This is a genomic window from Acinetobacter sp. KH_038 (genome assembly GCF_057839405.1).
The window spans coordinates 1692819-1706182 of the sequence record NZ_CM174489.1; the positions used below are offsets into that span (position 1 = coordinate 1692819).

The window sequence follows — 13364 nt, forward strand, 5'->3', positions numbered from 1 at the left end:
GATCAATCATTCACTTCTAAAGTTAAAAAGGGATTAACAAATATTTAATCGTACAAGTTGTACGTATATTCATTATCAAAGTTCCTTAGTTTAACTATAGGCGAATAATCTCTCAACCGCTAACTATAGTATTTGATTTCAATTCACTCATTTTAAAAAGTCAAAATATGTCGCCCTGCCTGAAAGTGAAATACTGACATTCCCCGGAATCATAAAATCCTTGAATTTGCATCAATCCGGCATATGACGTCTTGCCGGGCAATATCTGAAATGCCTTGATAAATCAACGTATAAATAAGGTACTATTTTTATGCTTTTAACAAAGAAAATAATGTTTTTACTTGCCTAGTCGATTGTAGTTTGCTTATGCTTCACTCATTCAGAAAAAACCATGGCACTCGTCCATGATTAGGAGATTACATAATGAGTTTTCCTCAAGTCGAATTAAACACCAATAAAGGTCGTATTGTTCTTGAACTCAATGCTGAAAAAGCACCTAAAACAGTGGCTAACTTTTTAGAATACGTGCGTGACGGTTTTTATGATGGCGTAATTTTCCACCGTGTGATTGATGGTTTCATGATCCAGGGCGGCGGCATGGATGAAAACTTCAAAGAAAAAGCAACACGTGATGCGATCGAAAACGAAGCAGACAATGGCTTAAGCAATGACGAAGGTACGATTGCAATGGCACGTACCCAAGCACCGCATTCGGCTTCTGCTCAGTTCTTCATTAACGTGAAAAACAATGCTTTCCTAAACCATACTGGCAAAACAGCTCAAGGTTGGGGCTATGCAGTATTTGGTAAAGTTGTTGAAGGCCTAGACGTAGTGAACGAAATCAAAAACGTGCGCACTGGCAACCGTGGCTACCATGCTGACGTTCCACTAGAAAATGTGGTAATTGAATCTGCAAAAATCATTTCTGAATAAGTAATCTCCCTAAATCCCTCTTTATAAAAGAGGGACTTTCCTCCCTTTTGTAAAGGGAGGTTAGGAGGGATTAAAAAGGAAAAATTCGTGACCTATCTGTTTATCTCGGATTTACATTTGTCACCTGATCACCCTCGGCTTGTCCGGGGGTTTTTAGATTTACTTGCCGAATATCAAGATCAAGATACCCAGCTTTATATTTTGGGTGACTGGTTCAATGCCTGGATTGGTGATGACTATACTGCACCCTGGCTGGATGAGATTGTTACCGTCTTAAAGCAGTTTACCCAAGCAGGTAATCAGGTCTATTTTCAGGCGGGTAACCGGGATTTTGTCCTTGGCAGCAAGTTTTTAGCTCGCTTTGACGGTCAGCTTCTACCTGATATAGATCAGCTGCGCATCGCCGGAACACTGTATCGCCTGGAACATGGTGATGCTCTTTGCACCGATGATATTTCTTATCAACGTTTTAAAAAGATTATCCGACATCCATGGCTCTTGGGTTTTTTAAGAAAAACTCCGCTTTCATTTCGAAGCCGGCTTGCCAATCATTTCCGTCAGCAAAGTCATCAGGCGCAGCAGTTTAAAAGCTATGAGGTGATGGATGTCAATCTGCAGGCTGTTGAACTGGCATTAACAGATGTAGATGTTCTGATTCATGGACATACACATCGTGCAGCTATTCACCAGCTAGGACAGAAAAAAAGAATCGTACTCGGGGACTGGAAAGAAGATCGTGCAGAGATTCTAGAAATTCAGGAAAATCAAAGTTTTGACACCCTAAAACTAAAAAAGTGGCGATATTAATCGGCCACTTTTTTAAGACATCTATGTGTTTAACACAGGCGATAAAGCTGGTTTACACCGGTATAGAAACTTTTACCATCAAGATTAAACAGGATTTCTTCACCAGTTTGCAGCTGGATCATTTTTCCAACTTCGACCCAGATAAAACCATCCTGAGTGTTTTGTTTACGCTTTAACGGAACCAGTTTAACATTAATTTCGCCACCATTTACGGCAGTGGCGGTATGCCATTCATTTAAAATATTCAAAATAATTACTCATAAAATGAGCTTTTTGTGACTGTACAAAGAGATTAATAAAACCAAATTTGTATAATAATTCTGTAGTTACTAGATGTTATCCAAGCTCAGAGGCTTGAACCAAAAGTGAATCACAATTAGCTAGAAATAATAAAAGCGAGAACTATACTCGCTCGAAGTGTTATCACTATACACCTTATCTTTCATGAAAGCAAACATACATTGTCATTACAAATAATGCCGGCCTGATTTTTAAAACAATGATTGTGCAGAAATTTTATGGAGGTAATTGTCTTTGATAGATATCACTTTTATAAAATAATTCGCAGCTACTACAAGGCCATTAAAACAGATAGCAGACAGCAAAAGTCCAGTTCTGCTCTTCTCATCATTCAGGAAAGAAGCACATTACGCCTTATGTTAGGCCAAAAACAGATGATCATCTTGTTAGAATTGAATGAATAGATCATCGCAGACAAGTTTTGCTTAAAAAGCATTCAAAATCTTATCTGATCCATTCATTCAGATCTGGTAAATGATTAATATCCCGTATTTGTTTTAATTATATTTACATCGGTTTTATATTTTCCCAACAAATCCCGCAATGAATTCATCAGAACGCTGGTATCAACGCCTACTGCAACAAATTCAGTACCGAGTTCCAGATACTTTTGCGTCACCTCATGCTGAGTTGACAAAATACCAGCGGCTTTACCTGCAGCACGAATCCGCTGAATTGCATCCACAACCGCGGCTTGCACCTCTGGATGATTTGGATCTCCCTGATAGCCCATGGTAGCAGACAGGTCTACGGCGCCAATAAATACCCCGTCAATTCCATCAATCTGAAGAATAGCATCCAGATTTTTCAATCCAGTAACCGACTCAATCTGGATCAGCAAACAGATTTCTTCATGCGCAGTCTGATAATAATTCGGAATGCTGTTCCAGCGCGTGGCACGTGCCAGCGCAGCACCAACGCCACGAATCCCTTCCGGTGGATAACGCACTGCCTTAACCATCAGTTCCGCCTGTTCCACAGTTTCGACCATCGGAATCAATAAAGTCTGCGCACCGATATCGAGCAGCTGCTTGATCAACTGTACACTGCCAACCGGAGGTCTTACCACCGCTTGCGACGGATAAGCGGCAATACTTTGCAGTTGCGACAATGTGATTCTCAAATCGCTGGGAGCATGCTCACCATCAATCAGTAACCAGTCATAGCCGGCATTTGCTGCAATCTCGGTACCATAGGCATCTGCCAGCCCAATCCACAACCCGATTTGCTGCTGGGTTTTAAGTTTGTGTTTAAAATAATTGGTAAATTGCATTTACGGACCTATTTGCATGTTACTGGCGATACTGCTTATTAAACGCTTCTTGTCCAAAAGTGCCAATAGACAAAAACTGGATTGTTATCTAATTTAACGCTAAGTTTTACTTGCATTTATATCAAGATCATTCAACAACAGACTTTGCTGGAGGTATTTTTATTGTAATAATCAGGAGATCTCAAAATCTTATACCTGTAAAACATCTATCCTCCGTTTATTTAAAAAGATTGGAGTCCATTAATGGATTTACTCAAAATCACACAGACCCGCTATGCCACTAAAGCCTATGATCCGAGCAAGAAAATTCCGGCAGACCAGTTTGAACGCCTATTAGAAATTTTGCGTTTTGCCCCGTCTTCAATCAATATTCAGCCATGGCATTTTTTCATTGCCGATCATGAGGCAGCCAAACAGCGCATTGCCAAAGCGTTGGTCGGCACCTATGCTTATAATGCACCCAAAGTTCTGGATTCTTCGCATACCATTTTATTTTGTACCAAAGCCGATATTAATGAGCTGCATCTGGAAAACTTGCTGAATCGCGATGATCTCAGTGGTCGCTTTAAAGATGAGTCGGCTAAAGAAGGCCAGAAAAACACCCGTGCAGGCTATATTCATTATTATCGCAATGAAAAAGGTGACATTCAGCGCTGGGCTGAAAATCAAACCTTTATTGCACTCGGTCAGATGCTGTTGGCTGCCGGAATTGAAGGCGTAGATGCCACACCGATTGGCGGCTTTGATGAAGAAATTATCAGTGAGGAATTACAACTTGCAGAACAGGGACTAATCCCCTCAGTGCTGCTGACTCTGGGTTATCGCAGTGAAAATGACTTTAATGCCAAGCTGCCTAAATCGCGCCTGCCCGCTGAAGATATTTTCACCAAACTGTAAAATTTTTATGTTATAAAAGGGGCCAAGCGCCCCTTTTTGTGTCAATTCGGGCCTATTTTTGCTTTATCTAGTTCACAGTCAATAGAATAACAATAGAGGTCATCTATGTCGCTGCTTAGATCCAAATCCCTGAAATTTGAATGCCATCATTGCGATAAAATTTATCTCCAGCACTACAAAGATCAATCCCACCGTTATCCGCGCTGTCCTGACTGCCAACAGGCGGGTTTACTGCTTGGACTGGCCGAGGCCGGTGACCTGCTACGACATCCTCTTGAATTTGCATCTTCTTATATCAAACAGACATGGCATAAGCTAGGCAAATCACACTAGTTAAACCCAGCAATAATCCCGCAGCACTTGCAGGTTTGAGTCGTTCTTTAAAGAACAGCACACCTGCAATCACACCAAAAACCACCACTAGAATATTCATGCCGGCAAAGACAATTGCCGGTGAATCCTTAAGCAGCATATGGGCTTTCACATAAAAAGCGATATTGGCAAAATTCAGGACACCCAATAACAAACCAGACCCTATCGTCTGGATTGAGCCCAGGCTTTTATACTTAAGCAGCAGATAGCCCATGGAGATGATCAGCGCAAAGACAAACATCAGATTGAGGGCAACGGCGAACTGTAAACCCAGACTGGTGGTGTATTTTAACAAGACATCAATCAGTGCATAACCGACCCAGACCAGTCCCAGGTACAGTATGCCCTGATTACCCTGTCCTGCTCCCTGTCGATGCGAAAACAGGATGCACAGCACTGCGCCAATCCCTAAGACGATCCCGAGTATTTTCAGCTGATTAAACTGTTCCTGAAAAATAAAATAAGCCGCAGCCAGTGACAAAACCACAGACAGTCGCTGGGCAATTTCTGTTTTTAAAATTCCAGCGCTTTCCAGAGCCTTGGCCAGAAACAGGAAGACGCTCGGCAGTAAAATGCCCAATGCCAGAATAAGCAGCCAGGGCGTCTGGGTCATTGAAATATGCTGAATATCAGGCTTGAACCAGAAAAAGCACAACACGCTGGCGGTGGCATAATTCCAGCTAATCATGTGGATCGGACTCAATCCCCTGCTTTTGGCGACTTTTAATAATATTGAGACCACAACGCTACACAGCGCTGCTGCGAAAATCAGTTCCATATGCTGCTCTTATTCTTGATCTTTATTTGTCTACAAAAAAGCCCACATTTGCAGTGGGCTTTTATTTATAAATGATTCACCGGGAATTATTTATAATGTGACACCATTTTCTCTAAAGAAATTGGGCGAATCTTGTCTGCATTACCTGCAGTACCAAATGCTTCATAACGGTCAACACAAATTTGCTTCATGGCATCAACCGTTGCGCTGAAGAATTTACGTGGATCGAATTCGCTTGGTTTTTCAGCCATCATACGACGCATTGCACCGGTAGATGCTAAACGCAAGTCAGTATCGATGTTGATTTTGCGTACACCGTGCTTGATCGCTTCAACCAGTTGCTCAACCGGAACACCATAAGTTTCCTTGATGTCGCCGCCATACTGGTTAATCACAGCCAGCCATTCTTGTGGCACAGAGCTTGAACCGTGCATCACAAGATGCGTATTTGGCAGTGCCGCATGAATTTCTTTAATGCGGTCAATCGCCAGAATATCACCTGTAGGTGGACGTGTGAACTTGTAAGCACCGTGAGATGTACCGACTGCAATCGCCAGCGCATCTACATTGGTATCAGCAACAAAACTGCGTGCTTCTTCAACTGAAGTTAAAAGTTGCGAATGATCCAGTACGCCTTCTGCGCCTACACCATCTTCTTCACCGGCCATACCTGTTTCCAGGCTACCTAAACAACCGATTTCACCTTCTACAGAAACGCCACATGCATGTGCCATTTGAACTGTACGGCGAGTTACATCAACGTTATATTCGTATGAAGTTGGGGTTTTGCCATCTTCACCAAGCGAGCCGTCCATCATGACTGATGAAAAACCAAGCTGAATTGAACGCTGGCAAATGTCAGGGCTGGTTCCGTGATCTTGGTGCATTACCACTGGAATATGTGGCCATTCTTCAATTGCAGCCAGAATAAGGTGACGCAAGAACGGAGCGCCTGCATATTTACGCGCACCCGCAGATGCTTGTACGATTACAGGTGAATTGGTTGCATCTGCTGCAAGCATAATTGCACGCATTTGTTCTAAGTTGTTTACGTTAAATGCTGGTACGCCGTAAGCATGTTCGCCGGCGTGATCCAAGAGCTGGCGCAATGAAATAAGAGCCATAATATCCTCCCAGTGAATGCCACATATTCTACATGTTCAAAGGTTTCAATTCAGCAACAAATAACACTATTTAAAAAAAATCCCTGCTTTTGCAGGGATTTTGTGTCACATGGACTGGATTAAGGTGCTACAGGCTCGGAAGTCGCTGCAACTGACGCATCTGCAGTGGCTGCATCTGCTGGTGCATTGGCAATTTCAGCTGGAATATCGGTATTCTTTTCATCTAAAACTGGCTGGTCAATGGCATCAATTGCCGCTTGCTGTTCTGGCGTTACAGTCTCAGTCGCTACTGCTGCCGAGCCTTCTGCTTCAGCAACCGGTGCACTTTCCTGTTTCGCACATGCCGTCAGTGCCAATGATGCCGCCAATAATGCCGCCAAAGTTAACTGTTTTTTCATCACGTAATCTCATCATTTGGTGATTTAATGTCTGCATCTTATGACAGATTTATTGCATTTTGATGACCAAGCCATGAAGCAGTATTTATCTTTGTCAAAAAATTGACATAAAAAAAGCCGGCATGTGCCAGCTTTTTTGTTCTCAGAAATGCAATCAAGCACGTTCTAGGAGTACTGCCACTGCAGGAAGGGTTTTACCTTCAACAAATTCAAGGAATGCACCACCACCAGTCGAGATATAACCGATTTTGTCCGCCACTTCATATTTATCAATCGCAGCAAGCGTGTCACCTCCACCCGCAATCGAGAAACCTTCCGATTCAGCAATCGCCAAAGATAAAGTTTTGGTACCTTCACCGAATTGATCAACTTCGAATACACCCACCGGGCCATTCCAGAGAATGGTTTTAGAGGTTTTCAGGATTTCCGCAAATGCTTTTGCAGTTTCCGGGCCTACATCCAGAATCATGTCGTTGTCAGCAACATCGGCAACGTTTTTCACTGTTGCTTTTGCAGCAGCCAATGAACCCAGGAAATCTTCAAAATTGATTTCAGAAGCATCCGCAACCACCACGTCAGTTGGAAGTGGCACAGATACTTTGGCAGCAATGGCTTTTGCAGTGTCGATCAGATCTTTTTCACACAGTGATTTCCCCACGTTATAACCTGCCGCAGCAAGGAAGGTATTGGCAATACCACCACCCACGATCAATTGATCGCAGATGTCGGACAGTGAAGTCAACACATCAAGCTTGGTTGATACCTTAGAACCGGCAACAATTGCCACCATTGGTTTTTCAGGGGTTTTGAGCGCACGGCCCAAAGCATCCAGTTCTGCTGCCAATAAAGGACCTGCCGCCGCAACTTTCGCTAAACGCGCCACACCCTCAGTTGATGCTTCTGCACGGTGCGCTGTACCGAATGCATCCATCACGAATACATCACAAAGTGCTGCATATTTTGCGGCAAGTTCAGGATTGTTTTTCTTTTCACCGACATTAAAACGACAGTTTTCAAGTAAAACAACTTGACCTGGTTGAACCTCAACACCATCTAAATAGTCAGTAAACAGTTTAACCTCTTGACCCAGAGCTTCAGTCAAGTAAGCCGCTACAGGAGCCAGCGATTGTTCAGCTTTAGGCTCACCTTCAACCGGACGACCAAGGTGAGAATACACCATTACTGCAGCGCCTTTTTCAACTGCTGCTTGAATGGTTGGCAATGCGGCACGAAGACGCGCATCGCTGGTGATCACACCATTTTTAACAGGAACGTTTAAATCTTCACGGATCAGAACACGTTTACCTGCTAAATCGAGGTCAGTCATACGCTGAAAGTTCATGTAGAGCTCACTTTATAGATATTAAAACCAGCCGATTTTAAATGATTATGCAGAAAAAGGTTAGCATCTTTTGCAGAAAACATTCTGAATGCCAAAGTTTTGTTATGATAGAAAAAAGCTTCTTTTAGATTCAGTGCCTATGTCGATACATCCTGATCCAAATCTTAACCGCTTGAACGTGTTAGGTGAGCCTTTGTCAAGCTGCTGCTTCGATCCGATTACCGGTTATTTCCGCAATGGCTTTTGCCATACTGCGACCACCGATCTGGGTCAGCATACGGTATGTGCGCAGATGACGTCGGAATTTCTCAATTTTTCGCAAAAAGTAGGTAATGACCTGATTACCCCTTTGCCAGAACTGGACTTCCCCGGCCTGCAACCTGGCGATTTCTGGTGTCTGTGCGTGACGCGTTGGGTAGAAGCCTATGAAGCAGGTCAGGCACCGCCCGTCAAGCTGCAAGCCTGTCACAAAGCGGTACTGTCTTATGTGCCTTTAAATATTCTTGAGGAATATGCTGTCTAATGAATGCTGTACCGATTATTTTGGCCTCCTCTAGCCAAACCCGTAAAGAGTTGATGGATCGCCTGCATATTGACTACATCTCTATGGTGCCGAATATTGATGAATCTCCTCGCGGTGAAAATCATGCAGATGACCTAGCCAAGCGTCTGGCTTTTGAGAAAGCCAGCTATATTGCCGGGCAAAACCCGGATGCGATTGTAATTGGTTCGGATCAGGTGGCATGGCGCGAAGGTGCACCGGATATTTTCATTGGCAAGCCGATCACGGCTGATAAAGCCATCCGCCAGTTACAGGCCAACTCGGACAAGATTGTCTATTTTAGTACGGCACTCAGCGTGCAACAGCAGGCTACTGGTTTCGAGCAAACGCTGGTCGAGCACTATAAAGTCAAGTTTCGCAAACTGTCCAAGGCCGAAATCGAACGCTATGTCGAAATTGAACAGCCTTTACATTGTGCTGGCAGTTTCAAATGCGAAAGCTTAGGGATTAGCCTGTTTGAAGAAATGATCGGGCAAGACCAGACCACACTGATGGGTATGCCGATGATCAAGCTGTGCAATATTCTTCGTGAATTGAAAATTTTAGTTCCTTAATCTCCCCTTAATTCAGGCTGTAATCTATGTCTCAATCTTTAGATGTTTTAGGCGGCATCACTGCTGAACAATTCCTTAGTGAATACTGGCAAAAAAAACCGTTACTGGTGCGTAATGCGATGCCTGAAATCGCCAATCTGCTTGAACCTGATGACGTGATGGAACTTGCACTTGAGGAACATGTCACTGCGCGTTTAATCAAGCAAAAAGATCGCGACCCCAATCAATGGAGTGTGAAATCTTCACCGCTTTTAAAAGCTGATTTCCAGAAAATGCCCAAGCTGTGGACGCTTTTAGTACAAGCAGTAGACCACTATTCATTTGATCTGGCAGAAATGTGGAAAAAATTCCCGTTTATTCCGCAGTGGCGTCGTGATGACATCATGGTGTCGTATGCACCACAAGGCGGTTCAGTCGGCAAACATTTCGATTTCTATGATGTGTTTCTGGTACAGGGCTACGGTCATCGTCGCTGGCAGCTCGGGCAAATGTGTGATGCCGAAACTGCGTTTGTTCCAGGTCAACCACTGAAACTGCTGCCTGAGATTGAAGTCAACTTTGATGAAGTGCTGGCGCCTGGCGACTTGCTCTATGTGCCGCCCGGCCTGGCACATTACGGCGTAGCAGAAGATGACTGTCTGACTTATTCATTCGGTTTCCGCATGCCAAATGTGAGTGACATGATGGATCGGGTTGGCGACAAGTTCTCTGAAAATGAAAGTTTACGCAATCCATTGACCGATATTATTCGCGACCAGATCTCTAAAGCGGGTGAAGTCACAGGCAATGAACTTGAGTTTCTAAAAGAAAAAATCATGCAGCAACTGCACAATTCCAATGTGCTTGAAGATGCGATCATGAGCTTGATGTCAGAACCAAAATATCCGGAAAACCTGCCTGAAGCAGAAGAAATCGGCACTGGTGACCTGGAAGAAGCCTTAGATCAGGGTTATAGCCTGATGCTCGAACCTGCTTCACGCCTGCTCTACACTGAAGCAGATGGCGATGTTCTGTTCTGGGCCAATGGTGAAGGCATTGAAATCTCGGATAGCTTTACTGCAAAACTCAAACAGCTTGCAGATGGTGAAGCCATCTTACTCGATGAAGACTTTGCTGACGAAGATATGCTGGAAGATGTCGCGGCATTGTTAAATGAGGCGGTACTGATGCTGGTTCCACCAGCTGAAGAATAATTTTAAATTAAACTCTAAGTAAAAGAGGATCAGATGATCCTCTTTTTTCATTTTAAAGATACTGGAATTCTATCCAATTATGGCTGATAAAGTTCCAGCACCACACGAATCAGTGTATTTCCTTGCTCAGATTCAATCTGGAACACTCCACCCATACGCTCAACCCGCATTTTCATACTACGCATGCCAATACTCAGGCCATTTTTTTGCACCATTTCAGTATCGAAACCAATGCCATTATCCTGAATCGTCAAGGTGAGCTGATGGGGCAAAGAATATTCCAGACTGACTTTGACCTGACTGGCCTGACTGTGCTTAATGATATTGGTCAGACTTTCTTCAACTACCCGAATCAGGGTCAAACATTGTAGTGCTGTCGGCTCACGCTGCCAGACCTTTGGAAAGAACCATTCCACCTCAATATTCATTTCTTCCATCAGCTGGGTAAAGCGATAGCGCACCGGTGCAATCCAGAGTATCGGGGTTTCCGGCACTTTATTGTCAATAGATGAACCACTATCAATGATTTGCCTGAGATCATCTCTGAGCAGCTTCAACATAGAAAGAAACTGCCGGTTGGGAATAGTATCCGTGCTCTGATCGACCAGAATCATCGAGCGCACAATAGAGCCACCCAGTCCATCATGCAGTTCATGGGATAAGTTAATCCGCTCCTGTAAGCGGACATTATCCAGCTCCAGTTTATGCCGATCACTCAGGCTTCTGTTCAGGTCAGCACTGACCTGCTGGACTTTACGCTCTAGCTGGGTATTAAATTTTTCGATTTTTCTGATATTCCGATTTAAGCGTGCCGCCATAATCAGCACAACAAACAGGATAATCATTGGTGAGGTATAGGGTGATAAAGGTGAAAAATCATCAATCGCCGTTTGCATCAAAATAATCAGATCGACAATCCCACACAACAAAATCCCCCAGAGACACAGCATCAGGAAAAGATATTCTCCATTACGGGTGGTGATGGCCTGATAGCTGACATAAACAATGCAGCTTATAAATAACACTACATAGCCAATAAATGCTGTGCTCAGCACCTGACCCAGATAATTTAAGGGACTCATCACAATCAGCATACTGAATAACAGCGTGGTCAGAATAAGACCCCGCTCTACATACTTAAATTTCTGTTTTAAAAAGCGGATCAGATACAGACTGAAGCAATGGATATAGGCAATAAAAAAAAGCATGTTGGCTTTGCTGGCCGCAATGCTGGAGTGAAATGGAAAGCTTTCCGTGGTCAGTACATTGGAAATAAACAGGACCCACAAGAATGAACTGAGTGCCAGCCAGCCAAAGGCGGTTTCTGAACGGCGTAATTGCCAGACAATAAAACAGATGATACCGATCATTACCGAGAAAATCATATTCATCTGAAACAGTGTCCGGCGATCCCAGATTTTGCCTAAATGCTTTTGGCTATTGACCAGAACATTATTAAATTCAACTTGTCCCAGTCCGGCATTCTGGAAACTGTAACCCTGTACATAAATCAGAATTTCATTACTGTCCGTGTTTAAGCCACGCGTTGGCAAAATCCAGTACCGCGGCATATTCCAGCTTTTCGACAACGGTTCTTGCAGATTCTGATCTGACCAGAGTAGATCTCCATTCAGGAATACTGCTCCAGCCGAATTAATATAATCAATTGAAAAGGCTATTGGCTCTGCAAGACGAATATTGTCCTGGCATGACCAGTTCCACATCAGTTTATACCAGGCGCCACCATGATAGTTGTTCCAGTTACGTTGCCAATTATCCGGCAAACTGACACTTTGCCAGCCTGTGGCAGGTATCTGGGTATGACTCTGAGCCTTGACCTTCTGAACATATTCAACCTTTACCTGACACAGATCATTAATCTTAAAATGGGTGTTTGCGTGACTCATACTGCTTAACAGGCATAGCCAACTGCAACAGACCAGAATAACAATCCATTGCCACTTTTGCTGTAGCCTGCGTTCAGGATCCGCAGGATGCATCATAGAATTCCCAAATGCCGTGCGGTACTGACCGCTTTGGTACGCCTGCTGACAGAGAGTTTTCGGTAAATATGCTTGATATGACTTTCAACGGTATAACGTGATACACAGAGCTGCTCGGCAATCTCGCGATTACTTAAGCCTTGTGCAACCAGTGACAGGATTTCCTTTTCCCGCTGAGTCAGTGTTTCCTGTTCAGTATCCGGAGGGCTGCGTTCGACGGGTGGTGATGATATCGAAATCTGCTTGAGTATTTCACGCGCAATAAAAGGGTCAATCGGTGCACCACCGCGTAAAATACTGCGAATTGCCAAGGTCACTTCCACATCATCGCGTTCTTTTAATACATAACCGGTGGCACCTGCCTGAATCGCGGTAAATAAGCTGTTCTGTGTACTCCAGGCCGATACCACCAAGATCAGGGTTTGCGTGTCATTCTCGCGAATTTTCTCAATAATCGAAATTCCACTGCCATCTGGCAGCCCCAAATCGACTAATGCCAGTGAAACTGGTTGTTGCTGTAAAATAAAATAGGCTTCTTTAAGATTATTGGCAAAGAGCAGAACGTCTTCGCTATAGCCCAAATTGGTCAGTATCATTTTTAAACGTCGCTGAATGACATACTCGTCTTCAACGATTAATACAGGTACTGGCAAAACTGCCTCTGGTGCTGTCATAAGCACACCTCTTATATTTATTGTTATATCCCCTTGAAAGATTAAAATATAACCAAAAAAAACCTAAAAATCATGATTTATTTCATTTTTATGCTATTTCTTTTTAGCCTTATAGTAGCTATATAACTACGAACTGCTTGAAACCGGCATAAAA

At 43.5% G+C, this 13364-nt stretch carries 15 protein-coding genes; 7 read left to right on the forward strand and 8 right to left on the reverse strand.

What is annotated here, in order from left to right:
• Positions 1–423: 423 nt before the first annotated feature.
• Both AC3IT7_RS07930 and AC3IT7_RS07935 read left to right on the forward strand, forming a co-directional pair.
• Positions 424–933 (forward strand): peptidylprolyl isomerase, encoded by a 510-nt coding sequence (locus AC3IT7_RS07930; protein ID WP_475653760.1) that lies wholly within the window; start codon positions 424–426, stop codon positions 931–933.
• A gap of 87 nt (positions 934–1020) precedes the next feature.
• Positions 1021–1740 (forward strand): UDP-2,3-diacylglucosamine diphosphatase, encoded by a 720-nt coding sequence (locus tag AC3IT7_RS07935; RefSeq protein WP_489248066.1) that lies wholly within the window; start codon positions 1021–1023, stop codon positions 1738–1740.
• Positions 1741–1769: 29 nt separating this feature from the next.
• On the opposite strand, the gene AC3IT7_RS07940 is transcribed toward AC3IT7_RS07935, so the two are convergent.
• Both AC3IT7_RS07940 and hpaI read right to left on the reverse strand, forming a co-directional pair.
• Positions 1770–1994: a transposase gene (locus AC3IT7_RS07940; RefSeq protein ID WP_180075114.1), complete on the reverse strand. Its 225-nt coding sequence runs from the start codon at positions 1992–1994 to the stop codon at positions 1770–1772.
• A gap of 524 nt (positions 1995–2518) precedes the next feature.
• Positions 2519–3313, reverse strand: coding sequence for a 4-hydroxy-2-oxoheptanedioate aldolase (hpaI, locus tag AC3IT7_RS07945; protein ID WP_489248067.1), 795 nt, complete (start codon positions 3311–3313; stop codon positions 2519–2521).
• 243 nt (positions 3314–3556) lie between these two features.
• Here hpaI and nfsB point away from each other — a divergent pair, with 243 nt between their 5' ends.
• Both nfsB and AC3IT7_RS07955 read left to right on the forward strand, forming a co-directional pair.
• Positions 3557–4210, forward strand: a complete 654-nt coding sequence (nfsB, locus tag AC3IT7_RS07950) for an oxygen-insensitive NAD(P)H nitroreductase (RefSeq protein ID WP_180085303.1) — start codon at positions 3557–3559, stop codon at positions 4208–4210.
• Positions 4211–4315: 105 nt separating this feature from the next.
• Complete coding sequence (locus tag AC3IT7_RS07955; protein ID WP_489248068.1) at positions 4316–4543, forward strand: hypothetical protein; 228 nt, start codon at positions 4316–4318, stop codon at positions 4541–4543.
• On the opposite strand, the gene AC3IT7_RS07960 is transcribed toward AC3IT7_RS07955, so the two are convergent.
• The 4 genes from AC3IT7_RS07960 to AC3IT7_RS07975 all read right to left on the reverse strand — a co-directional run bounded on the left by AC3IT7_RS07960 (position 4506) and on the right by AC3IT7_RS07975 (position 8224).
• On the reverse strand, positions 4506–5360 hold the full coding sequence (locus tag AC3IT7_RS07960) for an EamA family transporter (protein WP_489248069.1): 855 nt from the start codon (positions 5358–5360) through the stop codon (positions 4506–4508). The two genes, AC3IT7_RS07955 and AC3IT7_RS07960, sit on opposite strands and share 38 nt — an antisense overlap.
• 86 nt (positions 5361–5446) lie before the next feature.
• Entirely contained in the window at positions 5447–6484 is a 1038-nt protein-coding gene (fba, locus tag AC3IT7_RS07965) for a class II fructose-bisphosphate aldolase (protein ID WP_225552626.1), read from the reverse strand.
• Between the two features lie 119 nt (positions 6485–6603).
• Positions 6604–6882, reverse strand: coding sequence for a hypothetical protein (locus AC3IT7_RS07970; RefSeq protein WP_475653764.1), 279 nt, complete (start codon positions 6880–6882; stop codon positions 6604–6606).
• Between the two features lie 154 nt (positions 6883–7036).
• Positions 7037–8224, reverse strand: coding sequence for a phosphoglycerate kinase (locus tag AC3IT7_RS07975; protein ID WP_489248070.1), 1188 nt, complete (start codon positions 8222–8224; stop codon positions 7037–7039).
• A 139-nt stretch (positions 8225–8363) separates the two neighbouring features.
• Here AC3IT7_RS07975 and AC3IT7_RS07980 point away from each other — a divergent pair, with 139 nt between their 5' ends.
• From AC3IT7_RS07980 to AC3IT7_RS07990, 3 genes are read left to right on the forward strand one after another with little or no spacing between them, the layout of a single operon-like run.
• Positions 8364–8747, forward strand: coding sequence for a DUF2237 family protein (locus AC3IT7_RS07980; protein WP_180085297.1), 384 nt, complete (start codon positions 8364–8366; stop codon positions 8745–8747).
• Entirely contained in the window at positions 8747–9340 is a 594-nt protein-coding gene (locus AC3IT7_RS07985) for a Maf family protein (RefSeq protein ID WP_489248071.1), read from the forward strand. Before AC3IT7_RS07980 ends, AC3IT7_RS07985 begins: the two co-directional genes overlap by 1 nt.
• 26 nt (positions 9341–9366) lie before the next feature.
• Positions 9367–10533, forward strand: coding sequence for a ribosomal protein uL16 3-hydroxylase (locus tag AC3IT7_RS07990; RefSeq protein WP_489248072.1), 1167 nt, complete (start codon positions 9367–9369; stop codon positions 10531–10533).
• A gap of 77 nt (positions 10534–10610) precedes the next feature.
• Here AC3IT7_RS07990 and AC3IT7_RS07995 read toward each other — a convergent pair whose 3' ends face one another.
• Both AC3IT7_RS07995 and AC3IT7_RS08000 read right to left on the reverse strand, forming a co-directional pair.
• The gene (locus AC3IT7_RS07995; RefSeq protein ID WP_489249991.1) at positions 10611–12533 is read right to left on the reverse strand and encodes a sensor histidine kinase; all 1923 of its coding nucleotides are present in this window, start codon (positions 12531–12533) and stop codon (positions 10611–10613) included.
• Positions 12533–13210, reverse strand: coding sequence for a response regulator (locus AC3IT7_RS08000; protein ID WP_489248073.1), 678 nt, complete (start codon positions 13208–13210; stop codon positions 12533–12535). The genes AC3IT7_RS07995 and AC3IT7_RS08000 overlap by 1 nt, the downstream gene beginning before the upstream one ends.
• Positions 13211–13364 lie beyond the last annotated feature (154 nt).

What these genes read in the sequence shown, in the direction of transcription:
- AC3IT7_RS07930 (WP_475653760.1), top strand. Translation starts at nt 424, where the DNA reads ATGAGTTTTCCTCAAGTCGAATTAAACACCAATAAAGGTCGTATTGTT.
- hpaI (WP_489248067.1), bottom strand. Translation starts at nt 3,313, where the DNA reads ATGCAATTTACCAATTATTTTAAACACAAACTTAAAACCCAGCAGCAA.
- nfsB (WP_180085303.1), top strand. Translation starts at nt 3,557, where the DNA reads ATGGATTTACTCAAAATCACACAGACCCGCTATGCCACTAAAGCCTAT.
- AC3IT7_RS07955 (WP_489248068.1), top strand. Translation starts at nt 4,316, where the DNA reads ATGTCGCTGCTTAGATCCAAATCCCTGAAATTTGAATGCCATCATTGC.
- AC3IT7_RS07960 (WP_489248069.1), bottom strand. Translation starts at nt 5,360, where the DNA reads ATGGAACTGATTTTCGCAGCAGCGCTGTGTAGCGTTGTGGTCTCAATA.
- fba (WP_225552626.1), bottom strand. Translation starts at nt 6,484, where the DNA reads ATGGCTCTTATTTCATTGCGCCAGCTCTTGGATCACGCCGGCGAACAT.
- AC3IT7_RS07970 (WP_475653764.1), bottom strand. Translation starts at nt 6,882, where the DNA reads ATGAAAAAACAGTTAACTTTGGCGGCATTATTGGCGGCATCATTGGCA.
- AC3IT7_RS07975 (WP_489248070.1), bottom strand. Translation starts at nt 8,224, where the DNA reads ATGAACTTTCAGCGTATGACTGACCTCGATTTAGCAGGTAAACGTGTT.
- AC3IT7_RS07980 (WP_180085297.1), top strand. Translation starts at nt 8,364, where the DNA reads ATGTCGATACATCCTGATCCAAATCTTAACCGCTTGAACGTGTTAGGT.
- AC3IT7_RS07985 (WP_489248071.1), top strand. Translation starts at nt 8,747, where the DNA reads ATGAATGCTGTACCGATTATTTTGGCCTCCTCTAGCCAAACCCGTAAA.
- AC3IT7_RS07990 (WP_489248072.1), top strand. Translation starts at nt 9,367, where the DNA reads ATGTCTCAATCTTTAGATGTTTTAGGCGGCATCACTGCTGAACAATTC.
- AC3IT7_RS07995 (WP_489249991.1), bottom strand. Translation starts at nt 12,533, where the DNA reads ATGCATCCTGCGGATCCTGAACGCAGGCTACAGCAAAAGTGGCAATGG.
- AC3IT7_RS08000 (WP_489248073.1), bottom strand. Translation starts at nt 13,210, where the DNA reads ATGACAGCACCAGAGGCAGTTTTGCCAGTACCTGTATTAATCGTTGAA.